At 74.7% G+C, this 21,528-nt stretch carries 26 protein-coding genes; 18 read left to right on the plus strand and 8 right to left on the minus strand.

The genetic code is table 11. The features are described 5' to 3' along the window. Positions 1–91: 91 nt before the first annotated feature. Both AB0B41_RS09720 and AB0B41_RS09725 read left to right on the plus strand, forming a co-directional pair. Positions 92–586 carry a hypothetical protein gene (locus AB0B41_RS09720; RefSeq protein ID WP_358200981.1) on the plus strand — a complete coding sequence of 165 codons (495 nt, stop codon included), beginning with the start codon at positions 92–94 and terminating at the stop codon, positions 584–586. A 267-nt stretch (positions 587–853) separates the two neighbouring features. Beyond that, positions 854–1,684 (plus strand): MBL fold metallo-hydrolase, encoded by an 831-nt coding sequence (locus tag AB0B41_RS09725; protein WP_358200983.1) that lies wholly within the window; start codon positions 854–856, stop codon positions 1,682–1,684. On the opposite strand, the gene AB0B41_RS09730 is transcribed toward AB0B41_RS09725, so the two are convergent. Continuing rightward, complete coding sequence (locus AB0B41_RS09730; RefSeq protein ID WP_358200986.1) at positions 1,581–2,555, minus strand: SigB/SigF/SigG family RNA polymerase sigma factor; 975 nt, start codon at positions 2,553–2,555, stop codon at positions 1,581–1,583. The genes AB0B41_RS09725 and AB0B41_RS09730 overlap by 104 nt on opposite strands. A gap of 319 nt (positions 2,556–2,874) precedes the next feature. Here AB0B41_RS09730 and AB0B41_RS09735 point away from each other — a divergent pair, with 319 nt between their 5' ends. Beyond that, positions 2,875–3,270 carry an STAS domain-containing protein gene (locus AB0B41_RS09735; protein ID WP_358200988.1) on the plus strand — a complete coding sequence of 132 codons (396 nt, stop codon included), beginning with the start codon at positions 2,875–2,877 and terminating at the stop codon, positions 3,268–3,270. A gap of 40 nt (positions 3,271–3,310) precedes the next feature. On the opposite strand, the gene AB0B41_RS09740 is transcribed toward AB0B41_RS09735, so the two are convergent. Beyond that, positions 3,311–4,108 carry a class I SAM-dependent methyltransferase gene (locus tag AB0B41_RS09740; protein ID WP_358200990.1) on the minus strand — a complete coding sequence of 266 codons (798 nt, stop codon included), beginning with the start codon at positions 4,106–4,108 and terminating at the stop codon, positions 3,311–3,313. A 253-nt stretch (positions 4,109–4,361) separates the two neighbouring features. Between AB0B41_RS09740 and AB0B41_RS09745 the strand changes: the two genes are divergently transcribed. From AB0B41_RS09745 to AB0B41_RS09760, 4 genes are all read left to right on the plus strand, one after another. Beyond that, positions 4,362–5,183, plus strand: coding sequence for a SigB/SigF/SigG family RNA polymerase sigma factor (locus tag AB0B41_RS09745; RefSeq protein ID WP_358200992.1), 822 nt, complete (start codon positions 4,362–4,364; stop codon positions 5,181–5,183). Between the two features lie 73 nt (positions 5,184–5,256). Further along, on the plus strand, positions 5,257–5,559 hold the full coding sequence (locus tag AB0B41_RS09750) for a hypothetical protein (protein WP_358200994.1): 303 nt from the start codon (positions 5,257–5,259) through the stop codon (positions 5,557–5,559). 84 nt (positions 5,560–5,643) lie between these two features. After that, a complete protein-coding gene (locus AB0B41_RS09755) occupies positions 5,644–5,937 on the plus strand; it encodes a hypothetical protein (RefSeq protein ID WP_358200996.1) in 294 nt (97 codons plus the stop codon). Positions 5,938–6,075: 138 nt separating this feature from the next. Beyond that, positions 6,076–6,936, plus strand: coding sequence for a SigB/SigF/SigG family RNA polymerase sigma factor (locus AB0B41_RS09760; protein WP_358200999.1), 861 nt, complete (start codon positions 6,076–6,078; stop codon positions 6,934–6,936). A 41-nt stretch (positions 6,937–6,977) separates the two neighbouring features. Here the strand turns inward: AB0B41_RS09760 and AB0B41_RS09765 are convergent, their stop codons facing one another. Further along, positions 6,978–7,859, minus strand: coding sequence for a manganese catalase family protein (locus AB0B41_RS09765; RefSeq protein ID WP_358201001.1), 882 nt, complete (start codon positions 7,857–7,859; stop codon positions 6,978–6,980). Positions 7,860–8,073: 214 nt separating this feature from the next. Between AB0B41_RS09765 and AB0B41_RS09770 the strand changes: the two genes are divergently transcribed. Then, on the plus strand, positions 8,074–8,658 hold the full coding sequence (locus tag AB0B41_RS09770) for a hemerythrin domain-containing protein (RefSeq protein ID WP_358201003.1): 585 nt from the start codon (positions 8,074–8,076) through the stop codon (positions 8,656–8,658). Between the two features lie 118 nt (positions 8,659–8,776). On the opposite strand, the gene AB0B41_RS09775 is transcribed toward AB0B41_RS09770, so the two are convergent. After that, positions 8,777–9,580 (minus strand): sigma-70 family RNA polymerase sigma factor, encoded by an 804-nt coding sequence (locus tag AB0B41_RS09775; RefSeq protein WP_358201005.1) that lies wholly within the window; start codon positions 9,578–9,580, stop codon positions 8,777–8,779. A 148-nt stretch (positions 9,581–9,728) separates the two neighbouring features. Between AB0B41_RS09775 and AB0B41_RS09780 the strand changes: the two genes are divergently transcribed. After that, positions 9,729–10,460 (plus strand): ATP-binding protein, encoded by a 732-nt coding sequence (locus AB0B41_RS09780; protein ID WP_358201007.1) that lies wholly within the window; start codon positions 9,729–9,731, stop codon positions 10,458–10,460. Positions 10,461–10,578: 118 nt separating this feature from the next. After that, positions 10,579–11,295, plus strand: coding sequence for an ATP-binding protein (locus AB0B41_RS09785; RefSeq protein WP_358201009.1), 717 nt, complete (start codon positions 10,579–10,581; stop codon positions 11,293–11,295). A gap of 46 nt (positions 11,296–11,341) precedes the next feature. Here the strand turns inward: AB0B41_RS09785 and AB0B41_RS09790 are convergent, their stop codons facing one another. The 3 genes from AB0B41_RS09790 to AB0B41_RS09800 all read right to left on the minus strand — a co-directional run bounded on the left by AB0B41_RS09790 (position 11,342) and on the right by AB0B41_RS09800 (position 14,768). Next, complete coding sequence (locus AB0B41_RS09790) at positions 11,342–11,713, minus strand: hypothetical protein (RefSeq protein ID WP_358201011.1); 372 nt, start codon at positions 11,711–11,713, stop codon at positions 11,342–11,344. 27 nt (positions 11,714–11,740) lie between these two features. Beyond that, positions 11,741–13,600: a CheR family methyltransferase gene (locus AB0B41_RS09795; RefSeq protein WP_358201013.1), complete on the minus strand. Its 1,860-nt coding sequence runs from the start codon at positions 13,598–13,600 to the stop codon at positions 11,741–11,743. Positions 13,601–13,682: 82 nt separating this feature from the next. Then, positions 13,683–14,768, minus strand: coding sequence for a chemotaxis protein CheB (locus tag AB0B41_RS09800; RefSeq protein WP_358201015.1), 1,086 nt, complete (start codon positions 14,766–14,768; stop codon positions 13,683–13,685). 132 nt (positions 14,769–14,900) lie between these two features. Between AB0B41_RS09800 and AB0B41_RS09805 the strand changes: the two genes are divergently transcribed. Further along, positions 14,901–15,899: a chemotaxis protein CheB gene (locus AB0B41_RS09805; protein ID WP_358201017.1), complete on the plus strand. Its 999-nt coding sequence runs from the start codon at positions 14,901–14,903 to the stop codon at positions 15,897–15,899. 134 nt (positions 15,900–16,033) lie between these two features. Here AB0B41_RS09805 and AB0B41_RS09810 read toward each other — a convergent pair whose 3' ends face one another. After that, the gene (locus tag AB0B41_RS09810) at positions 16,034–16,618 is read right to left on the minus strand and encodes a DUF6328 family protein (protein ID WP_358201019.1); all 585 of its coding nucleotides are present in this window, start codon (positions 16,616–16,618) and stop codon (positions 16,034–16,036) included. A 138-nt stretch (positions 16,619–16,756) separates the two neighbouring features. Here AB0B41_RS09810 and AB0B41_RS09815 point away from each other — a divergent pair, with 138 nt between their 5' ends. The 7 genes from AB0B41_RS09815 to AB0B41_RS09845 all read left to right on the plus strand — a co-directional run bounded on the left by AB0B41_RS09815 (position 16,757) and on the right by AB0B41_RS09845 (position 21,485). Beyond that, positions 16,757–17,281, plus strand: a complete 525-nt coding sequence (locus tag AB0B41_RS09815) for a CinA family protein (RefSeq protein WP_358201021.1) — start codon at positions 16,757–16,759, stop codon at positions 17,279–17,281. Next, on the plus strand, positions 17,278–18,381 hold the full coding sequence (locus tag AB0B41_RS09820; RefSeq protein ID WP_358201023.1) for a spore photoproduct lyase family protein: 1,104 nt from the start codon (positions 17,278–17,280) through the stop codon (positions 18,379–18,381). The genes AB0B41_RS09815 and AB0B41_RS09820 overlap by 4 nt, the downstream gene beginning before the upstream one ends. A gap of 27 nt (positions 18,382–18,408) precedes the next feature. Then, a complete protein-coding gene (locus tag AB0B41_RS09825; RefSeq protein ID WP_358201025.1) occupies positions 18,409–19,251 on the plus strand; it encodes an oxygenase MpaB family protein in 843 nt (280 codons plus the stop codon). Positions 19,252–19,311: 60 nt separating this feature from the next. Then, the gene (locus tag AB0B41_RS09830; protein ID WP_358201027.1) at positions 19,312–19,518 is read left to right on the plus strand and encodes a DUF2945 domain-containing protein; all 207 of its coding nucleotides are present in this window, start codon (positions 19,312–19,314) and stop codon (positions 19,516–19,518) included. Between the two features lie 48 nt (positions 19,519–19,566). Beyond that, the gene (locus AB0B41_RS09835) at positions 19,567–20,370 is read left to right on the plus strand and encodes an SDR family NAD(P)-dependent oxidoreductase (RefSeq protein ID WP_358201029.1); all 804 of its coding nucleotides are present in this window, start codon (positions 19,567–19,569) and stop codon (positions 20,368–20,370) included. Positions 20,371–20,387: 17 nt separating this feature from the next. Continuing rightward, positions 20,388–20,822: a ChaB family protein gene (locus tag AB0B41_RS09840; protein WP_358201031.1), complete on the plus strand. Its 435-nt coding sequence runs from the start codon at positions 20,388–20,390 to the stop codon at positions 20,820–20,822. Positions 20,823–20,915: 93 nt separating this feature from the next. Continuing rightward, complete coding sequence (locus tag AB0B41_RS09845; protein WP_358201033.1) at positions 20,916–21,485, plus strand: hypothetical protein; 570 nt, start codon at positions 20,916–20,918, stop codon at positions 21,483–21,485. The last annotated feature ends 43 nt before the right edge of the window (positions 21,486–21,528 follow it).

Here is a 21,528-nt window from a genome sequence, read left to right on the forward strand (position 1 = left end):
GCCGCGTGCACCCGCGCGGTCGCGGAGCCCGCGACCTCCCGCCCCTCCCTCCGCCCGCCACGCGGAGCCCCCTCGCACCCCAGGAGCCCCCGTGAGCCTCGCCTCCGTCTGGCTGCAACTGCACGACGGCAGCCTCGTCCGGGCCGACCAGGCCACCGAGATCACCGTGCACCCGACCCCGGCGCTGTCCGGGAAGCCGGCCCACTGGCTGCTCACCGTCTCCGTCCCCCTGTCCGTGGGCAGCGGCGACCGCGTCGGCTGGCGGACCGAACAGCTGCACCGCACGCTCGCCCAGACCTCCACGCCGCCGACGGACGCGCCACTGGCCCTGGCCCGGCTGCTCGCCCGGCTCGACGCGGCCGACGCCTCCGGTGTCGTCCGCGCCGACACCTCGCACGTGCGGCACCTGCCGCACCCCGACCACACGCTCGGTGCCGGCGAGGTCCGCTTCGGCTTCACGGCCTTCGCCGGCGCGGAACCCGGCACGGCGCTCGACGGTGTCGTCACCCCGGACGACCCGGAGGAGCTCGCGGAGGACCGGTCCCGCCGGGCCGCACTCGCGGGGAGCGGCGCCGGCCTCCGCTGACCGGTCCGTACCCGCCCACCGTCGTCATCCCGCACCGGCCGGACGGTCCGCCGCCACGGGGCACCGGACGGTCGACGAACCTTCACCGTCCACCACGACCGAGAGGAGGTCACACACAGCGGAGACACACGCAGATGAGATCGGATCACCCACCGGGCCGGGCGACGGGAGCACGGCGCTGCGGACGCACGCCGTCACACCACCTCCCGCCGCCCGGCCCCCGACATGCGGGGGAGTGAGTACCCCGGGCCGGGGTACCAGGACCCGATGGACCCCGCTCCCGGCCCCGGCGGCTCGTCGCTGACCTTCGTCGGCACCGCGACGACGCTCCAGCGGCTCGGCCCCTTCACCGTCCTCACCGACCCGAACTTCCTGCACCGCGGCGAGCGGGCGTACCTGGGCCACGGCCTCAGCAGCAGGCGCCGCACGGAACCGGCGCTCGGTCCCGAGGACCTGCCGCCGCTCGACGCCGTGGTCCTGTCCCACCTGCACGGCGACCATTTCGACCGGCGCGCGCGGCGCGGCCTCCCGCGGTCCGTGCCGATCGTGACCACCCCGCACGCCGAGCGGCGCCTGCGCCGGCAGGGTTTCGGCGCGGCCGAGGGGCTGCGGACCTGGCAGAGCTGGGAGATCTCACGCGGCGACGAGGTGCTGCGGGTGACCGCGGTGCCCGGGCAGCACGGCCCGGCGCTGGTGCACCGGGCCCTCCCGCCGGTCATGGGGGCGGTGCTGGAGCTCGCCCGCGCCGGCCGCACCGCCCTGCGGCTCTACCAGACCGGGGACACGCTGATGCGACCCTTCCTGCACCGCGTCCACGAGCGCTTCGGCCCGCCCGACGTCCTCGTCGCACACCTGGGCGGGACGCGGGTCGCCGGGGTCCTCGTGACGATGGACGCGCGCCAGGGCGCGGACCTCGTCGAGGCGTTCCGCCCCGGCACCACGATCCCGGTGCACCACGACGACTACGACGTCTTCCGGTCGCCGCTGAGCCACTTCACACAGGAGCTGTACGACCGCGGGCTCTCGGCGGGGCTGCGGGTGCTGCACCGGGGTGAGACCGCACAGCTGGAGCCGGCCGCGCGGGCCGTGCCCGGCTGACAGGGTCGGCGGGCCGGGTGACGGGCGGCCGGTCGTCGAGCAGCCCCCGGCGGAGCTCCGCGAGGGTCCGCGAGAGCAGCCGGGAGACGTGCATCTGCGAGATGCCGACGCGCTCCGCGATCTGCGTCTGGGTCATCTCGCCGAAGAAGCGCAGCATGAGGATGGTGCGTTCGCGCTCGGGGAGCCGGTCGAGCAGCGGCCGCAGCGCGTCGCGGTACTCGACGAGATCGAACTCGCGGTCCAGCTCCCCGAGCCGGTCGGCCAGCGGGGTGTCGCCCTCCTCGTCGCCCGTGACGGCGTCGAGCGAGCCGGCGCTCTGGTTCGCCTGGGCCTCGAGGGCCTCGATGACCTCCTCGACCCCGGCGCCGAGGTGCGCGGCCAGCTCGCTCGGTCGCGGCGCGCGGCCGAGCTGCTGGGACAGCGGCCCGGTGGCGCGGCGGATGGCCACGCCGAGGTCCTTGAGCCGCCGCGGCACGCGCATGCTCCACGTGCGGTCGCGGAAGTAGCGCAGGATCTCCCCGCGCACGCAGGGGATGAGGTAGCCGAGGAACTCGCCCTGGGCGCGCTCGGGGTCCCAGCGGTCGATCGCCGAGATGAGCCCCACCGTCGCGACCTGCACCAGGTCGTCGAGCCCGCCGGCGTAGCCGCGGCTGTGCTTCTTCGCCAGGTGCCGGGCCACCGGCAGGAAGCCGAGGACCAGCTCCTCGCGCAGCGTGCGCCGCCGGGGATCGGCCGGGTCGAGCGCCGCGTAGGCGTAGAGGCCGGGCATGAGGTCGACGTACTCGCTGTCCGGCGGCACGTCGGTGGTGTCGTCCGTAGTGCCGTCGGGGCGCTCCTCGCCGCCGGGCGGCGTCCTCAGTCCGGCCGTCATCGGGCGCCTCCGGTGCGCGGGCGCGGAGGCGCGACGGGTCGGTCGAGTCGGGGCCCGACGGTCACGTGGGGCGCTCCCTCCGTCGTGGACGTGCTGATCGACGGGCGGACTGTTTCACCCCGGCGCCGGGACGCCGGTCCGGACGCTACCCGCGCGGATCATCGGGCGCAGGGTGGGAGCGGGGTGGGAGCCGCTCTCCGCCCGGTCGGGCGGTGGGGGCGGCCGGCCGTCGGCCCCGCCGCGCGGTCGGACCGCGGGTCGCCCGTGATGCAGGCCTCGCGGTGTAACGCCCGCACCCCCCACCGACGCTGACACTCCGGTGAGCACGTTCGAATGGCGGGAGGTCGACCTCCGGGTGGACGGCGTACGGGTCGACGGGGTGCGGGTGCGGGCGGCGGAGCCCGCCGAGGGCACGGTGGTCCTCGCGATCGCCGGTGAGATCGACGTCGCGCACGCGGATGCGGTGCGGCGGGCCGCGGAGCCGCGGCTCGGCCGGGGTGTGCGGCTGGTCCTCGATCTCACCGATCTGACCTATCTCGGCTCGCACGGGATCGCGGTCCTGGCCGAACTCGACGTCGCGGCGCGGGCCCGCTCCGGGGTGCTCGTCGTGGTGACCGGCGCGGAGAACAAGGCGGTGCTGCGACCCGTCGCCCTCACCGCGATGGACCAGGTCCTGCGGCTGGTCCCGACCCTCGACGTCGCGCTCGCCTCCTGAGACCGGGGCTGCGCCTCGCCCCACGCTCGCCTCCCGAGACCTACCGCCGCGCCTCCACGACGTACGCGGCCATCTCCCCGCGGACCTCGCCGGGCCCCAGCAGGGCGGTCATCGTGTCGCCCACCGTGCGCAGCGCGGCCGCCGATCCGCCGCGCTCCTCGATCTGGGCGCGCAGCGGGGTGCCCGTACAGAACCCCACCGCGACCGCGGCGGCCGACGGCGCGGTTCCGGTCCGCATCACCCGCTCGACGTCGACGTCGCCGAACCCGGCCCCGGCCAGGTCGGCCCGGATCCGCTCCGGGTCGGTGTAGCCGTGCGGCACCCTCTCGACGAACGGCGGCGGGTCGGCCGGGAAGGCTGCCCGTAGGCCGGCGCAGAGCGCGTCGGCGAAGGCATGGGCCTTCACCTCGTCCCACGCGGTGAACAGGAACCGGCCGCCCGGCGTGAGCACCCGCCGGACCTCGGCGTACGCCGCCGCGCGGTCCGGGAAGAACATCACCCCGAATCCGCAGACGACCAGGTCGACCGAGCCGTCGGCGGCCGGCAGGCGCGCGGCGTCGGCCTGCTCCCAGCGCGCCCGGGCCTCCCGGCGCGCGCCGTGCCCGACCATCGCCGGGTTGAGGTCCGTGGCGAGCAGGTCGGTGCCGGGCAGCGCGTCGGCGAGGGCCCTGGTGACGACGCCGGTGCCGGCCGCGACCTCGAGCACCCGGCGGGGCGCGGTGGTGGCCGCGCGGGCGGCCAGCTCGGCGGCGAAGGGCGCGAACACGGGCGCCTCCAGCCCGGTCGCGTACGCCTCGGGCATCGAGTCGACCCACGCCCGGTCCCGCTGGTCCGCCATTGCACGACGGTAGGACGTCCGGGGCCGTCGCGGTTCCGCCGGACGGCGCACGTCGCGGGCCTCCGTGTGAGGCAGGACACCGGGTGTTTGGCACTCCTGTTCCCGTGGGACCCGCCGACCACGAGGGTCGAGACCGACGGCCCGAACCGGCGAGCCGGCCCCCGGGCCGTGACCTCGTCCGGGTCCCCGTCGGGCGACCCGTACGCGGCCGACCGCTCCGGCCCGCCCGCCCCCGATCGTGGCGAGGAGCGACGTGACCCTGCACGCCCTGTCCGAGACCGGCCCCGAGCCGGATCCCCAGCTCACCCGGCCCAGTGAGTACGCCGAGGAGATGCCGAGGCTCCGCCGCTTCGCCGCCCTGCCCGAGGGCTCGCCGGAGCGCGCCCGGCTGCGCTCCGAGCTGATCGTGGCGTTCCGGCCGGTGGTGCGGAACCTCGCCAAGCGGCACGGCGCGGGCTACCGCGGCGGCCAGGAGGACCTGGTCCAGGTGGGCACGGTCGGGCTGATCAACGCGATCGACCGGTGGGACCCGGACCGCGCCCAGGGCGAGTTCCTCGGCTTCCTCATCCCGTCGGTCCGCGGCGAGATGCTGCGCTACTTCCGCGACCGCACCTGGTCGGTGCGGGTGCCGCGGCGGCTCAAGGAGCTGAGCGTCGAGATCACCCGGGCCACCGGGCCGCTCTCGCACCGCCTCGGCCGCGCCCCGAAGCCGAGCGAGCTGGCCCGGCACCTGGGCGTCGACGTCGGCGAGATCGTCGAGGCGCTCACCGCCAAGGCCAACCAGCACACCACCCCGCTGGAGTCCGTGACCGGCGACGAGCCCGGCACCGGCGTCGTCGACACCCTCGGCGACCTGGACCGCAACCTCGAGAAGGTGGAGAACCGCGAGGCGCTGCGCCCGCTGATCGCCGAGCTCCCCGAGCGCGAGCGCGGCATCCTCACCATGCGCTTCTTCGGGGACCGGACGCAGACGCAGATCGCCGAGCACTTCGGCATCTCGCAGATGCACGTGTCGCGGCTGCTGGCGCGCACCCTGGCTCGGCTGCGCGAGGGGCTGACCGAGGAGCGCGGGTGAGCCCGGCACGAACCCGTTGCCGGGCACGCGGTTGGGGAGGGTGGCGACCGGTAATCCGGGCGGTGTGGCCGAGATGAGCGACGACAGGGCAGCGCGGGCCCGGGCGGCGGAGACGATGCGGTCGGCACCGGCACTGCGCGCGGGCTTCGCGCTGTGCGAGCTCACGCTGCGCGAGCTGTGGACGGCGCAGGTGGCCCTCGGCGGGATGCTCTCCGAGGACGAGCTGCGCGAGACCCTGGAGCTGCGCCGCGAGCCCACCTGGGCCGAGCACGACGTCGTCGCGGCGGCGCTCAACGAGTGGTTCACCGAGCGCGGCCAGGACCATCCCGTGGCCTACTCCGAGGAGCTGCGGTCCGAGACCGCCGACGGCCCGTGACGGACGGTTAGGCGCTCGCCCGCGCGGGAACCCGTTCCCCGATCGGGTGACGCGCCCGGACAGACGGACCCCAGGGGAGCGACCATGACCTCGACCGACCGGCGGACAACGGAGAGCCGGGACGACGCGACGAACGAGAACGTGCGCCCGCACCCGCGCGAGATGTTCATCCGCTTCCTGCTCGACACGGTGCGCGAGGACCCGTACCCCAGCGGCACCCAGCTCGACCTCATCGAGGAGTCGATCCCGGCGGAGATGGTGCCCGAGTACGTCGAGGTGCTCATCGAGAAGTCGCGCGAGGGCTGCTTCCCGAGCACGGACGTCCTGCGCCGGATCCAGCGGATGTCGGCCGGACCCGGCCCGTCGCCGCGCTGCTGAGCGCCCGGGAGCCTTTGCGCAGGTCCCGGCACTTCGACGCGCGGCCGTACGGAGTATCCCGGTAGCGTCCGGAGTGCTCGCGAGCGAGCCGGGGTGAAGCAGGCCGCCCTCGTCGGATGCAACGGCGGAGGGATCCCTGTGCGCCCCACGACCGTCCCCTTCCCCGGCGCGTGCCCGAGCCGCGAGGTGCTCGCCGAACCCGACAGGCAGGCGATCGCGAGCGAGTACGTCGGGCTGATGCCCGCGCTGCACCGGTACGCATCGCTGCCCGCGGACCACCCGGACCGCGCCCGCCTGCGCGAACAGCTGGCACTGGGCTTCCTGCCGGTCGTCCGGCACGTCGCCGGTCGCCACGCGCGCGGCTACCCGGGCGGCCTCGAGGACCTGGTGCAGGTCGGCACCGTCGGCCTGCTGAGCGCGCTGGACCGGTGGGACCCGGAGCTGGCCCGCGGGGAGTTCCTGGGCTACCTGGTGCCCTGTGTGCGCGGGGAGATCCTGCGCCACTTCCGGGACCGGACCTGGACGATGCGGGTCCCGCGCCGGCTCAAGGACCTGACGGTGGCGATCCGGCAGGTCACCGGCCCGCTCTCGCAGCAGCTGGGGCGCGCGCCGCGGCCGAGCGAGCTCGCCGCGCACCTCGACGCCCCGGTGGACGAGGTGATCGAGGCCCTCGACGCCGAGGCGAACCAGTACGCGGGGTCGCTCGACGCCGTGCTCGGCGCGGACGACGCCGACAACCCGATCACGAACCGGCTCGGCGAGGTCGACCGCGCGCTCGACCTCGTCGAGTACCGGCACTCGCTGCGCCCGCTGCTGGACCGGCTCCCCGAGCGGGAGCGCACGATCCTGCTGCTCCGGTTCTTCGGCGAGCTGACCCAGACCCAGATCGCCGAGCGCATCGGGATCTCGCAGATGCACGTGTCGCGGCTGCTCTCCCGCACCCTGAGGTGGCTGCGGGACGAGCTGCTCGACGACCCCGCCGAGGAGGTCCCCGGGTGAGCCGGGCCGGCCGCGGGACACGTGCCCGCGGCCGGCGGGGCTCACTCCTTGTTGAGCTTGTCCTGGGCGAGGCCGGCGGCCTTCTCCATGGTGTTGGGCAGCTCGGTGGTGCCGTAGAAGCGGCTGTCCGGGTGCGTGGGCGGCGGCATCGGCACCGACGACGTCGGGCCCTCGTGGTAGGTGAACTCGCCGTTGCCGTCCGGGGTCGGGCCCTTGGCCCAGCGGCCCTCGCCGGCGTGCTTGCCGTCGGAGAAGTTGAGGTACTGGTAGGAGAACTCGGTCGCCTCCTTGCTCTGCGGGAAGTTGCTCGGCACCGGCAGCTTCTCCGCGCCCTCCTCCTTGAGCTCCTCGGCCGCGGCCAGCCACATGTTCTGGTGCATCGTGTCGCGGGCGAGCAGGAACGACAGCAGGTCGCGGATGCCCGGGTCGTCGGTCATGTGGTAGAGCCGCGCGACCTGCAGGCGGCCCTGCATCTCCGCGTTGGCGTTGGCCTGGAAGTCGGCGAGCAGGTTGCCGCTGGCGGTGATGAAGCTGCCCTGCCAGGGGTTGCCGTTGCTGTCGACGGGCCGGGCGCCCGCGCCCGCGACGATGGCGTGCTGGACGTCGGTGCCGCCGATGACCGCGGCGACGGTCGGGTCGTCCTGGACGGCGTCGGAGGTGATGCCCAGCGGTGCCTTCTCCAGCAGCTGGGCGATCATCGTGGCCAGCATCTCGACGTGCCCGATCTCCTCGGACGCGATGCCGAAGACCAGGTCGCGGTACTTGCCGGGGGTGTGCATGTTCCAGCCCTGGAACATGTACTGCATCGCGACGGTGATCTCGCCGTACTGCCCGCCCAGCACCTCCTGCAGCTTGCGGGCGTAGACCGCGTCGGGCTTCTCGGGGGTGGCCTTGTACTGCAACTCCTGACGGTGCAGGAACATGCGTGCTCCTCAGGGAATCCGGTGGCGCCGCCCACTGGGCGACGAGGACGCGCGGCGCCTGGACGGCCGCGACGTGGCCCGGCTCGCTGCTCGACCGGCGGGCGGCGGATGCCCGGCGCCGACCGCCGTAAACCGGCGTGGTCGGCGGATTGACACCGGACGACCGGGGTAGCCGCCGCGGTGGACGCGGTCCCACCACCACGAGGAGACACCCATGACCGAGACCGTCGCGCGCGATGACATGCCGGCCGGCGCCGACGTCGTCGACGAGCTGACCCGTGACCACCACGAGGTACTGGACCTGCTGGAGCGGGTCACCGCCACGCGGGATGCGAAGGAGCGCCGCGACCTCGCGGACACCGCGATCGCGGAGGTGGTGCGGCACTCGGTGGCCGAGGAGATGTACGTCTACCCGGCCATGTCCGACGCGCTCGAGCACGGCGGCGACACCGTCGAGCACGACAAGGAGGAGCACGCCAAGCTCGAGCGGATCATGAAGGACCTCGAGGGCGTCGACGGCGACGACGCGCGGTTCGACGCGCTCGTCGGTGACATGGCGCGGGCCCTGCGCCACCACGCCGAGGACGAGGAGACCGAGCAGTTCCCGAAGATGCGCGAGCGCATCCCGCAGGAGACGCTCGTGGAGCTGCGGGGCAAGGTCGAGGCGGCCAAGAAGATCGCGCCGACCCGCCCGCACCCCGACGCGCCGAACGCGGAGCTGTTCCACAAGATGGCCGGCCCGGGCGTCGGCCTCGTCGACCGGCTTCGCGACCGGCTCTCCGGCCGGTCGAACGGCTGACCCGGGCGAACGGCCGGCCCCTGCCGAAACTGCGGCCTCCGGCCGCGCGGCCGATCGCCGAACGGTCGGCGGGGCCGGGGAGCCGACGTCCGGGCGTCGCGTCAGGCCCGGGCGCCGGTCAACGGCTCAGCTCGGCGCGCAGGTGCGCGAGCGTGCGGGCGAGCAGCCGGGAGACGTGCATCTGCGAGATGCCGACCTTCTCGGCGATCTGCGTCTGGGTGTGCTCGCCGTAGAAGCGCAGCAGCAGGATCGTGCGCTCGCGCTCGGGCAGCGCCGCGACGAGCCGGCGCAGGTCCCCGCTGTGGTCGACGAGGTCGAGCCCGGAGTCGGCCGAGCCGAGCCGGTCGGCGAGGGTGAACCCCGTCTCGGACCCGGGCTCGTCGAGGCTGTCCGCGCGGTGGCCGGCCAGGGCCTCGAGGGCCTCGACGACGTCGTCGAGCGGCTGGTCGAGCTCGGCGGCGATCTCGCTGGGTCGCGGCGCGCGGCCCAGCCGCTGGGTCAGGTCGATCGTGGCGCGGTTGACCGAGATCGTCAGGTCCTTGATGCCCCGCGGCACGCGCAGGGCCCAGGTGTGGTCGCGCAGGTGGCGCAGCATGGACCCGCGGATGCTGGGGACGAGGTAGGCGAGCGGCCCGCCCGTCGTCACGTCCGGGTCGTAGTTGTCGACGGCCCGGATCAGCCCGACGACGCCGGCCTGCTCCAGGTCCTCCGCCGTGGCGGAGCTCGCGTACCGCCGGGCGATGTTGCGCACCAGCGGGAGGAACTGCGTGATCAGGTACTCGCGGCGCGTGTCGTGCTCCGGGTCCTCGGGGCCGGACCCGGCGTGCTTGCGCAGCAGCGGTTCCAGGTCGTCGTAGGCGTGCGGACCGTCCCGGGCTCCGGCGGGGAGGCTCCCCGGCAGGGTGGTTGTCGTCGTCGGCACGAGCCCGCCTACCCGGGTGGTCCGGAGGAAAACGGCTCGGGCCGCCGTACTCGGCGAGTGGTGATGCCGGACCGCACGTTGCGGACGGGCGCCCGGACGGGGAAGGTGACGATGACACCCCGCGCGACATCGTGACCGGAGGACAGCCATGCCGGACGAGGCGCTGGTGGGTGCGGACGTCTCCGAGGCCTCGGGGGTGTGTCTGCTGACCGTCTACGGAGTCCTCGGCACCCGTTCCGCGCCGCAGCTCGACCCTGTCCTGCGCAAGCAGCTGCTGGACCGCGGGCGGGTGCTGGTCGACGTCTCCCGGCTGGACCTGGCGTCCACCGCGGTGCTCGCCTCCTTCCCGGCCGCGCTGGCCGCGACCGGCGGGTGGCCGGCGTCCCGGATGGTGCTGGTCTCGCGCGGGGGGCCGGTCGTCGAGGCGATGCGGCAGGCCGGGCGGCACCGCGAGGTCCCCGTGGCGGGCGACATCGCCGAGGGCCTGACCCTGCTCGGGCGGCGCCCCGCCCGGGTGCGGCGCACCACGGACCTGCCGCCGGGACCGGACGCGGCGCCGTTCGCCCGCCTGCTCCTGCGGTCCGTGTGCGAGGACTGGAACATCCCGTCCGACGTGGTCGATCGGGCCGCGATCGTGGCGAACGAGCTGGTGAGCAACGCCGTGCAGCACACGCTCGGCCCGGGGGAGCTGGCGTTGGCCCACTCCCGGCGCGGGCTCTGGATAGCGGTGCGCGACGGCTCGTCCGCCCGGCCGGTCCTGACCGCCGAGGCGGAGGGGCTCGGCCTGCGTGCCGTCGCGGAGCTCAGCCGGACCTGGGGAGTGACCCCGATGGGCAGCGGCAAGTCCGTCTGGGCGCTCGTCGACGACGGGCCGGCCTGAGTCGGGGCGGAATCCGACCGGAAGGGGGCATGATCCGGTGACGCCGGGGTACCCACACCGCCCCGGGGGTCCGACCGGCGCCCGTGCGGGGTCCCCATCACGACCACGGAGAGCGGGCGTGTCCCGGAACGAGCTGACGTGCTGCGTCGAGGACGAACCGGTCCCGGTCCTCGTCCTCGACGGGCCCCTGACCCTGCGGACGGCCCCCCTGGCGGAGGCGGCGGTGCGCAAGCTGTTGCTGGACCGCGGCTCGCTGCTGGTCGACGTGGCCGACCTCGAGCCGGTCCTGCCCTCGGCGCTGGCCCTGTTCACCAGCATCCTCTCCGGCGTCGGCGGATGGCCCGCCGCCCGGCTCGTGCTCGTCGCACCCTCCGACTCGCTCGCCCTCGCGTTGCGGCGCAGCGGGGTGCTCCGGGAGGTCGCGCTGGCCGCGGACCGCGCCGAGGGACTCGCCCAGCTGGAGATCCGGCCCTCGCGCGTGCGGCGCCGGACCGAGCTGCCCGATTCCGTGGTCGCGGTGCGCTTCGCCCGCGCGCTCGTGCGCGACGCCTGCCAGGAGTGGGAGCTGGCGGGCGGGATCCCGGCCCGGGCCGAGCTGCTCGCGGACGAGCTCGTGGCCAATGCGGTCGTGCACGGCGGAGGGCGCCGGACACTGCTGCTCACCCTCGACGCCACCGGGTTGCGTGTCGGCGTGCGGGACGAGGGAACCGGCGTGCCCGACGCGGACACCGCCACCGGGCAGGGCCTGCACGTCGTCGCCGAGCTGTCCGACGGGTGGGGGACGAGCCGGCACGCCGTGGGCAAGACCGTCTGGGCGTTGCTCCGCGCCTTCTGACGTCGCCCTCCGACCCGCCTTCCGGCGCCGCTCTCCGACGGTCCGGTCATCCCGGATCCGGGAGCCGGCCGCTGGCGGCCTCCTCGAAGGCCCGGGCCGCGGCTGCCCGGGCCTCGAGGGCGGCCTGCCGGTGCCGCTCGGCACCGTCCAGGTCGCCGGCCGCCGTCAGTGTCCGGACCGCGTTCTCGTGGCTCTCCGCGGCGAGTACGTGCCGGCGGGCCGATCGTTCGTGGGCGGTCACCGCGTGCCGCCGGGCCGTCAGCGCCCGCTCCTCCGCGGACTCGACGTCGGCGGACGAGGAGCCGCGACGCCCGCGGGCGGCGATCTCGCGCCGGTGTACCCGCAGCTCCTCGAGCCGCGCGTCGATCTCCGCGCGGCGGCGCTCCACCGCGGCCAAGTACTCGGCCTCGTCCCCCACGCCCGCTCCTGCCGCGTCGACGGGCCGCTAGCGGGCCGGAGCGCCCTCGGCGCCCGCCGACTCCTCCATCGTGAGGATGGCGCCGACCACCGCGCCGCCGTCGCCCCGCAGCGGACTGGCGATCACCCGGACGTCGATGCTGCGGCCGCGTCGGTTGATCGCGGGAAGGGTGACCTCCTGTGGTCCGTCCTCGCCCGCAAGCGTACTGCGGACGACCGGCCGCACGAGGTCCAGCGGGAGGCCGATGTCGAGGTTGAGGAAGTGCTGGCCCACGGCCTCGTCCCGGCGCAGCCCCCACAGCTCCTCGGCCTGGTGGTTCCAGACCTGCACGTGCAGCTCGGTCTCGACGACCACGACGCCGGCCCGCAGGCCGGTCAGGATGGTCTCGAGGAAGTCGTTGGTCCGGTCGAGCTCGCCGGTGCGGTCCTGCAGCTCGTCGTTGATGGTCTGGAGCTCGTCGTTGGTCGACTGGAGCTCCTCGTTCATCGTCTCGAGCTCCTCGTTGGTCGACTGGAGCTCCTCGTTGGTGGTCTCGAGCTCCTCGACCGTGGACTGCAGCTCCTCGTTGGTCGTCTCGAGCTCCTCGTTGGTGGACTGGAGCTCCTCGTAAGCCGTCTCGAGCTGGCGGTTGGCCTGCTCGAGCTCGTCCTGCAGCCGGCGGAAGTCGGTGACGTCGTGGAAGGCGACGCTCACCCCCAGCACCTCGGTGCTCGACCCGACCAGTGGGCTGACCTGCACCTCGAGGTTCATCGACTCGGGCCCGCGGTGGTAGGTGACGTCGGTGACCCGGACCGTGCGCCGCTCGGTCTGCGCCTTCTCGATGTGCCGGCGCAGCTCCAGCGGGCGGTACGAGAGCTCCAGGTCGCGGAAGGGCCGGCCGACGTCCCGCGTCGACACGCCGAACATCACCTCGGCCTGCCGGTTGACCACCGCGATCACGCCGTCGTCCGTGAGCACGACCTGGGCCAGCGGGGACGCGAGCACGGCCTCGTTGCGCAGGACGTCGAGACCGGTGAGCGGCGCCCGGCCGGGCGTGGGCGGGGCGTCGGCGAACAGGGTGCCGTTCTGCGGTGGCACCCGCGGCGCCTTGCGGAAGGTGCGCCGCTTGAGGTCGATCGGCAGGAACAACGCGCCGTGGCTGAGCAGCATCTCGGCCTTGCCGAGGAACAGCACGCCGGGCTCGGAGAGCGCGAAGTGGAAGCGGGTCAGGATGCGGGCCTGCGTCTCCGCGTTGAAGTACATCAGGGTGTTGCGGCAGACCAGCAGGTCGATGCGGGAGATCGGGGCGTCCTGCACCAGGTCGTTGCGTCCGAAGATGACCGAGCGGCGCAGTTCCTTGCGGAAGGCGAAGCGGCCGCCGGTCTGCTCGAAGTACTTCTCCAGCAGCTCGGGCGGTATGCCGCGGACCTCGCGGTCGGAGTAGGCGCCGTGCCGGGCGTGCGTGAGAGCCTCCTCGTCCACGTCCGTGGCGTAGATCTTCACGCGGTCGCGGAACTCCGCGGTGCCCAGCATCTCGGCCAGCACGATCGCGAGGGTGTAGGCCTCCTCGCCGGAGGCACAGCCCGCGCTCCACACCCGCAGCGGCTCGGTGGGGCCCTTGGTGGCCAGCAGCGCCGGCAGCACCTCGCTGCGCAGGAAGTCCCAGGCCTCGGGGTCGCGGAAGAACCCGGTGACGTTGATCAGGATGGTGTTGAACAGCGCCGTGAACTCCTCGGCGTGCAGCTCGAGGTGGTCCAGGTACTCGGCGTAGTCCGGGACGCCGACCTGCGACATCCGCCGCTCGACCCGGCGGATGAGAGTGGACCGCTTGTAGCCCGTGAAGTCGAAGCCGCGGCTCACCTTCAGGTGCTGGAGCAGGGCCTCGAAGGCCGGATCCGGCTGGGACAACGACTTCTCTCCCGCTCCCCTCTGCGGTGCGCCACGGGGTCGGACGCGCCGGGAGCCTAGCCGATCCCCGCCCCTCCGCCGCTCATCCCTCCGGCAGGTCGCGGGTGAGCATCCGGCGCAACAGCGCGGCCTCCGAACCGGTGCGTTCGGCGTTGTGCCGGTGCGACCGGGCCGTGTGCGTCCGGTTGGTCGCGGCTGCGGTGTCCGCGAGCCAGCGCTGCAGCGCCGCCTTCTCCTCCAGCGCCTGCAGCGCCGCCCACAGCACGACCTCGACGCCGTCGGGCTGCTCGGCGGCGAGGCTGCCGGGGGACCAGGCGTGGCCGACCCGACAGCGGAAGCGCGGGAAGGGCTCGCCCTCCAGCCGGAACAGCACCCCGTCGCAGTCGGGGCAGGACAGGGGCGAGGGCTCGCCCAGCCCGACCCGCGGGCCCGTCCCGCGCACCGCGTCGGCGATGTCGGCCTCCTCCGCGGCGAGCGGGTCCGCCGGAACCGCCGTGTCCGCGCCGGGGGGGTCGTCGGGTGGGTCCCGGAGCAGCTCGGCGACCGCGGCCCCCAGCTTCGCCGCGGGGACGGCGCGGGCTGTCGGCACGTGGTCGAGTGCGCTCTGCGGCATGCCGGGGTACCCGGCCTCCGCGGGCTCCTGGACCAGGGCTGCGCCGCCCTCGCGGGCGAGCACGACGAGCCCCGCGGTGCCGTCGTCCCGGTTGCCGGACAACACGATCCCGATGGCGTGCGGCCCGAAGTCCACCGCCGCGGAGCGGAAGAGCGGGTCGATCGAGGGCCGGTGCCCGTTCTCCCGCGGCCCGCGCGAGAGGTGCACGTGCCCGTCGGCGAGCAGGACGTGGTGGTCCGCGGGCGCGACGACGATCGTGCCCGGTTCCAGACGCATACCGTGCCGCGCGGTCACCGCGCGCAGCGGCCCGGCCCGGTCGAGGATCGCGGCGAGCGCGCTGGGCGCGTCGCTCGGGATGTGGAGCACCACGACGACGACCGCGTGCAGGTCCACCGGCAGCGAGGCGGCGAACGCGCGCAGTGCCTCCACCCCGCCCGCGGAGGCCCCGACCACGACCACGTCCGTGACGGGCGCGCGGGGCGCACCCCCGGCGGCCGCGCGTGGGCCGTCCGCCGGTCCGCCGGGGATCGGTCCGGCGACGGACGCGTCCGGCACGGAGATCGCCCCCTCGCTCGGGGTCGGCCGACCCGGGCGGTGCCCCCGGGCCCGGGCGAACCGTACCCCCTCCCGGGTCGGCCGATCGCCCGCCGGACGGTTGGACCGCTGCGGACCGGGAACAGTGGGTGCGTGGTCGACGCCCCACTGCTCGTGCTCGGCGCCTCCGCGGGGGGCGTCGAGGCGCTCGTCGACGTGGTCGCCGGGCTGCCCGGCGACCTCCCCGCCGCCGTCCTGGTCACCGTGCACACGGGGGACCGGCCGCACAGCACGCTGGCGCGGGTCCTCGCCCGCGCCGGGCCGCTGCCGGCCGCGCAGGCGACGGACGGCGAGCCGCTGCGGGCGGGCCGGATCCTCGTGGCCCCGCCGGACCGGCACCTGCTCGTCCGCCGCCACGGGGAGGTGGTTTCCGCGGTGCTCAGCGCGGGGCCGACGGTGAACCGGCACCGTCCCGCGGTCGACGCGATGTTCGCCTCGGCCGCACGGGCGCGGGGCCTCCGGGTGGTGGCGGCGGTGCTCTCGGGTGCCCTCGACGACGGCGCGGTGGGCGCCGCGCTCGTCGACCGGGCCGGCGGCCGGGTCCTCGTGCAGGATCCGGCGGACGCCCGCTTCGACTCGATGCCGCGGGCCGCAGCGGCGGCCGTCCCGAGCGCCCGGGCGGCGCCCGCCTCCGCGCTCGGCCCGCTGCTCACGACGACGGTGCAGGAGCTTCCCGCGGGGGGTGACGTCATGGCCGACACGCCGCCGACCCCGGCCGACGACGACGGGATGGTCCGGAGCGGGGACCCGGTCTTCCTGCGGCCGGACGAGACCACCGCCACCCGCATGGCGTGCCCCGAGTGCGGCGGTGGGCTGGCCCGGATCGACCTGCCGCGCATCGGCTACTTCCGCTGCCACGTGGGGCACCAGTACAGCCCCCGCTCGCTCGAGGCCGTCCAGCGGGAGGCCGCCGAGGCGAAGCTGTGGACGGCGATCGCCGCCCTGGAGGAGCACGCCGCGCTCGCGCGCTACCTGGACGAGGGGGCCGGGCCGGACCTCGACGCCGGGGAGGCCTACATCCGCGCCGCCGAGCACTCCGCGGAGCTCGCGGGGCTGATGCGGGCGCGGCTGTTGCGCGGCCGCGCGAGCTGACCCGCGGTCGTCGGCCCGGGTCGGCCGCCACGACCCGCCGGGCGACCTCGACGAGCTCGGTGTCGGTGCCGCGGGAGGCGCGCCGCAGCAGCTCGAACGCGGTGGTGTCACGGGGCGGGAGGTGGAGCCGGTGCTCAGCCGTTGTGGAACCGGCGCCGCACCACGCCGGGCACCACGCCCCACAGCACGCCCAGCAGGGCCAGCGCCACGAGCCCGGCGATGAGCCCCGGCACCGGCCCGAGGACCACGTCGAAGATCAGCCCGACCACCCCGACGACGGCCAGCCCGAGCGTCGCGAGCCCCGCGATCGCGAACCGCTGGCTCACCTGCACGAGCGGACGGCGGGCGTGCAGGCGGAACAGCACCCGGTGCAGCATCACGGGCGCGATGAGCAGGCCGGTGGCGACCACCGACAGCGAGGTGGTGACCAGGTAGATCACGCGCTGGTGCGCGGTGATCTCGGCGAACCGGCTCTGGAAGGGGACGGTCAGCAGCAGTCCGGTGAGCAGCTGCACCCCGGTCTGCGACACCCGCAGCTCCTGCAGCAGGTCGGCCCAGTTCCGGTCCAGCCGCTCGGTCGGGGTCTCCCGGCGCTCGCGGAGGTCCCAGGCGGCGTCCGCGTCCATCCCGTCGTCGACGTCGGGGTCGGTGGGCCCGTGCGCGGGTCCGTCCGGGTGATCCGTGGGCTCCGTGGGGGAGCCGGGGCGCTCGGGGTCCACGGGCCACCTCCGTTGCGTACGCCGGGAGCCGAGAGTGCCACGGGCGCCCCTCGTTTCGGCAGGGCCGCGAGGGGTATCGGCCTCGCAGGTCGAACGACCGCCGCACCGTCCCCGAACCACCGCGAGGCACGACATCCCATGAGCGCACAGCAGACTCCCGACGACATCGCCGCGACGATCGCGGAGCGTGCTTCGGCGGCCGGCCGCACCGTCGCCGTCGCCGAGTCGCTGACCGGGGGCATGGTCGCCTCCGCCCTGGCCCGGGCCGAGGGCGCCGCGGAGTGGTTCCGCGGCTCGATCGTGGCCTACTCCAGCGAGGTCAAGCACGACCTGCTGCAGGTCCCCGAGGGACCGGTCGTGAGCGAGCCCGCGGCCCGGACCATGGCCGGACGGGTGCGTGAGCTGCTCGGCGCCGACCTCGCCGTCGCACTGACCGGCTCCGGCGGCCCGGACCCGCAGGACGGCCGGCCCCCGGGCACCGTCTACATGGCGGTGGACGGCGAGCCCGGCGGCGAGGAGGTGCTCCGCCTCGACCTCGAGGGCGAGCCGGCCGACATCTGCGACGCCGCGACGAAGGCGGCCCTCGAGCTCATCGCGGCCCGGCTGGAGACGGAGCAGGGCAGCGGGCAGCGGGTCGCCGCCGGGCGGGGCGGCACGGGATGACCGACGGCCCCTCCGGAACCCTCACGGGCACGCCGACGCCGGCGCAGCGGCTGCTGCAGGTCCGCACGATCTACGCCGAGCCCGACGCCCGGGCCTCCCCCCGCGGCCGGCAGGTCCTCGAGCGGTTCCCGGGCGCGGAGATCATCGAGGTGCCGTCGCACTGGCAGATCCCGGAGCTGCACGGCAACGCCGGCAACGTCGACCGCTGGGTCCGGGTCAAGACCGAGACGCTCGTGCTGGGCGTGAAGAAGTCGCTGAGCGCGCGGCCCAACGGCCGGTCGTCGGACTTCATCGCGCCCTCCACCGCCAACGGCTGCGCGATGGCCTGCGCCTACTGCTACGTGCCGCGGCGCAAGGGCTACGCCAACCCGATCACGGTGTTCACCAACATCGAGCGGATCACGAGGTACCTGCGCGGGCACGTGTCGCGCCAGGGCCCCAAGCCCGAGCCGAACCAGGTCGACCCGCACGCCTGGGTCTACGACATCGGCGAGAGCTCGGACGTCTCGGTCGACGCGCTGGTCAGCGACAACGTGGCCGACCTGGTCGCCATCTTCCGCGACCTGCCCGCCGCCAAGGCCAGCTTCGCCACCAAGTTCGTCAACCGCGAGCTGCTCGACCTCGACCCGCAGGGCCGCACCCGGATCCGCTTCTCGCTCATGCCCGAGCGGGACTCGAAGCTGCTCGACGTGCGGACCAGCCCGGTCGCGGAGCGGATCGCGGCGATCGACGACTTCGTGGCCGCGGGGTACGAGGTGCATCTCAACCTCTCGCCGATCGTGCTGCGCGAGGGCTGGGAGCGGGACTGGGCGGAGCTGCTCGTCCGGCTCGACGACGAGCTCGGCGCCGCGTTCAAGGAGCAGGCCGCTGCGGAGATCATCATGCTGACCCACAACCGCGAGCTGCACGAGGTCAACCTGGGCTGGCACCCGAAGGCCGAGGACGTGCTGTGGCGGCCCGAGCTGCAGCAGGCCAAGCGCAGCCAGAGCGGGATGTGGAACGTCCGGTACCGCAACGTGCCCAAGCGCGAGGGCGTGCAGGCCGTCACCGACCTCGTCGCCCGACACGCGCCGTGGCTGCGGGTGCGGTACGCCTTCTGAGGGGGACTGCGCGGGAGGAGGTCGCAGATGACCGTCGAGACCGTCCAGCCGACGGACCACGGCCTGTTCGGGCCGGAGTCGGTGACCTGGCGGGTGCACCTGGAACCGGTGATGTGGGTCGCCGGGATGCGCGCGCTGCTGCTGCAGTCCCTGCACCCGTGGGTGATGCGCGGGACCTACCAGAACAGCGCGCTGTTCGACCCGGCCAAGGCGTGGCCGCGGTTCCAGCGGACCGTGGAGTTCGTCGGGACCCGGACCTTCGGCTCGCTCGCCGAGGTGGAGGTCGCCGGCGCCCGGGTGCGGCGGCTGCACCACAAGCTGCGCGGGGTCGACCCGGAGAGCGGCCGGCGGTTCCCGATCGACGCGCCCGAGGGCCTGCTGTGGGTGCACTGCGGTGAGATCGACTCCTACGTCGACGTCGCCCGCCGGGCCGGGATCGTCACCGCGGCCGAGGCCGACGCGTACGTGGCCGAGAGCGTCCGGGCCGCCGAGGTCGTGGGCCTGGACCCGGCCGTCGTGCCGGCCTCGCGGGCCGAGCTCGCGGCGTACTTCGCGCGGATGCGGCCCCGGCTGCGGGTGACCGACGAGGCACGGATCGCCGTCGGCGGGCTGCTCGCCCCGCCGGCGGGCGCGCCCGCCTGGACCCGGGCGGCGATCTCGGCCACGGCCACCGCCGCGCTGGCCACGCTGCCGCGGTGGGCCCGCCGGATGTACGGGCTGCCCGGCCTGCCGACGACCGACCTCGCCGCGACCGCGCTGCTCGTCGGCCTGCGCCGGGCCACCGATCTGCTGCCCGACCCGCCCGCGCCGCCCGAGGTCCGTGAGGCGCGCCGGCTCGTCCGTGAGGCCCGGGCGGCCCGCCCGGTGTGAGAGGCGCGGCACGCGGGGTATCGCCCCGTGGACCGTTCGGACCCACACCGGGAGGACACGATGAGCGAGTTCGAGAAGGGCGACAAGGTCCGCTGGAAGAGCCACGGCGGCTGGGCCGAGGGCGAGGTGCTCGAGAAGATCACCGAGGACACGGAGGCGGCCGGACGCACCGTGCGGGCGTCGAAGGACGAGCCGCAGTACCTCGTGCGCAGCGAGAAGAGCGACAGCGAGGCCGTCCACAAGCCCGACGCCCTCGAGCGCTGCTGAGCGGGCCCGGCGCCGGTTGACCGGGGGCGGGGCGGGTAGCCGACGGGCATGTCGACCCGAGAACTCGCCCTCGTCACCGGCGCCTCCAGCGGCATCGGGCTGGAGCTCGCCCGTGAGCTCGCCCGCCGGGGCTACGACCTCGTCGTCACCGCCGAGGACGCGGCCCTCGAGACCGCCGCGGGGAAGATCCGCGCGGCCGGCGAGGGGACGCACGTCACCACCGTGCACGCGGACCTGCGGCGCCGCGAGGGCGTCGAGAAGGTGTGGGCGGCCGTCGGCCAGACGGGCCGCCCGCTCGCCGTCGCCGCGCTCAACGCCGGCCTCGGCCTCGGCGGCGCCTTCGTGGAGAACGACCTCGACGCCGAGCAGGACATCATCGACGTCAACGTCACCTCGACCGTGCGACTGGCCAAGCACGTGCTGCGGGACATGGAGGCGCGGCACGCGGGCCGGGTGCTGATCACCTCGTCCATCGCGTCCCAGATGCCGGGGACCTACCAGGCCGTCTACAACGCCTCGAAGTCGTTCCTGCAGTCGTTCGCCGAGGCGGTGCGGGCCGAGCTCGACGCCCGGGACAGCGGGGTCACCGTGACCTCGCTGATGCCCGGCCCGACCGAGACGAACTTCTTCCACCGCGCCGGGATGGACGACACGAAGGTCGGCGCGTCGGACAAGGACGACCCCGCCCAGGTGGCGCGGCAGGGCGTCGACGCGCTGCTGTCCGGGGACCAGAAGGTGGTCGCGGGCTCGCTGTCGACCAAGGCCCAGGCCCTGGCGAACGACGTGCTGCCGGACCGGATGAAGGCCGGGGCCCACCGGAAGATGGCCGAGCCGGGCTCGGCCGGGAACTGACCGGGGAGGAGGACGACATGGCCGGGAAGCACGACGAGGCCGAGAAGATGCGCGACGACGTGCCGTCGACGATCGCGCGCTCCGACGACAAGGCCGTGCGCACGTACAAGAAGGCGCTGGAGTCGGCCGAGGACAGCTACGGCGACGGCGAGCGGGCCCACCGCACCGCCTACGCCGCGCTCAAGCACACCCACGAGAAGGTCGGCGACCACTGGGAGCCCAAGGACGAGCCGGGCCCCTCGGACGAGCAGGCGGAGAAGAGCGCGCCGCAGTCCCGGTCGGCGGGCGACGAGACCGCGGGCGGCGTCGACGCGAAGGCGAGGAAGAGCCATCTCGTGGAGGTCGCGCAGAAGCTCGGCATCGACGATCCGGACGGCAGGAACAAGGACGAGCTCGTCGAGGAGATCCAGAAGGCGAACGACCGCGAGACCGCCCGCGCGCGGAAGCGGTGAGCTGGTTACATCGTTGTGGTGACACGAGTTTGACCGGCGGTGACGGGAGGAATACCGGGCGCGATCCCATCGCGTCCCCCTGAGGAGCCTGCCGTGACCGACGTGCACCCGGAGGGCCTCGCCGTGGCCCACACCCGGGTCCGTGCCCGCCCCCGCCTCGGAGCCCCGCTGTGGCTCTGGGCGATCATCTCCGCCGTCTGCTCGCTGGTCGCGGTGGCCGCCTTCGTGCAGTGGGACCCACTGGGTGGCGCCGGCACCGTCGCGGACACGGACACCAGCGCGGCGAGCGGGCTCACGGCCGGCGGGGCGACCCTGTTGCCGCTGGAGCGCGCCTCGGGGCCGGGCGGGGACCTCTCCGGGTTCGCCGGGGACACCGTCACCGCCGAGGGCGTGCCCGTGCAGTCCGTGCCGGCCGACGGGGGCTTCTGGCTGGGCACCGCGGCCGACGAGCGGGTCTGGGTCCAGGTGCTGACGCAGCCGGGCGAGGCGCCCTTCGTCGCCGCCACCGGCGACCGTGTGTCCTTCACCGGCCTGATGACGGCGCACACGGACGCCTTCGCCGCGCAGGTCCTGCCCGGCGACGCGGCCGCCTCCGCGCTGCTGTCCCGCCAGCGTGCCCACGTCGAGGTCGCGCGGTCGGACCTGGACATCGTCCGGTCGTAGGTCGCCTCCGCGCCGAGGATTGAAGCGGGCGGCGGTGGGCACG

The organism is Pseudonocardia sp. NPDC049154, assembly GCF_040648315.1.
Taxonomy (GTDB): Bacteria; Actinomycetota; Actinomycetes; order Mycobacteriales; family Pseudonocardiaceae; genus Pseudonocardia.

Bases quoted from the DNA above. Each gene is read 5' to 3' on its own strand.
- AB0B41_RS09770 (WP_358201003.1), top strand. From the start codon at position 8,074: ATGACCGAGACCGTCGCGCGCGATGACATGCCGGCCGGCGCCGACGTC.
- AB0B41_RS09840 (WP_358201031.1), top strand. From the start codon at position 20,388: ATGGCCGGGAAGCACGACGAGGCCGAGAAGATGCGCGACGACGTGCCG.
- AB0B41_RS09755 (WP_358200996.1), top strand. From the start codon at position 5,644: ATGACCTCGACCGACCGGCGGACAACGGAGAGCCGGGACGACGCGACG.
- AB0B41_RS09835 (WP_358201029.1), top strand. From the start codon at position 19,567: ATGTCGACCCGAGAACTCGCCCTCGTCACCGGCGCCTCCAGCGGCATC.
- AB0B41_RS09830 (WP_358201027.1), top strand. From the start codon at position 19,312: ATGAGCGAGTTCGAGAAGGGCGACAAGGTCCGCTGGAAGAGCCACGGC.
- AB0B41_RS09820 (WP_358201023.1), top strand. From the start codon at position 17,278: ATGACCGACGGCCCCTCCGGAACCCTCACGGGCACGCCGACGCCGGCG.
- AB0B41_RS09780 (WP_358201007.1), top strand. From the start codon at position 9,729: ATGCCGGACGAGGCGCTGGTGGGTGCGGACGTCTCCGAGGCCTCGGGG.
- AB0B41_RS09825 (WP_358201025.1), top strand. From the start codon at position 18,409: ATGACCGTCGAGACCGTCCAGCCGACGGACCACGGCCTGTTCGGGCCG.
- AB0B41_RS09730 (WP_358200986.1), bottom strand. From the start codon at position 2,555: ATGACGGCCGGACTGAGGACGCCGCCCGGCGGCGAGGAGCGCCCCGAC.
- AB0B41_RS09815 (WP_358201021.1), top strand. From the start codon at position 16,757: ATGAGCGCACAGCAGACTCCCGACGACATCGCCGCGACGATCGCGGAG.
- AB0B41_RS09765 (WP_358201001.1), bottom strand. From the start codon at position 7,859: ATGTTCCTGCACCGTCAGGAGTTGCAGTACAAGGCCACCCCCGAGAAG.
- AB0B41_RS09740 (WP_358200990.1), bottom strand. From the start codon at position 4,108: ATGGCGGACCAGCGGGACCGGGCGTGGGTCGACTCGATGCCCGAGGCG.
- AB0B41_RS09725 (WP_358200983.1), top strand. From the start codon at position 854: ATGGACCCCGCTCCCGGCCCCGGCGGCTCGTCGCTGACCTTCGTCGGC.
- AB0B41_RS09750 (WP_358200994.1), top strand. From the start codon at position 5,257: ATGAGCGACGACAGGGCAGCGCGGGCCCGGGCGGCGGAGACGATGCGG.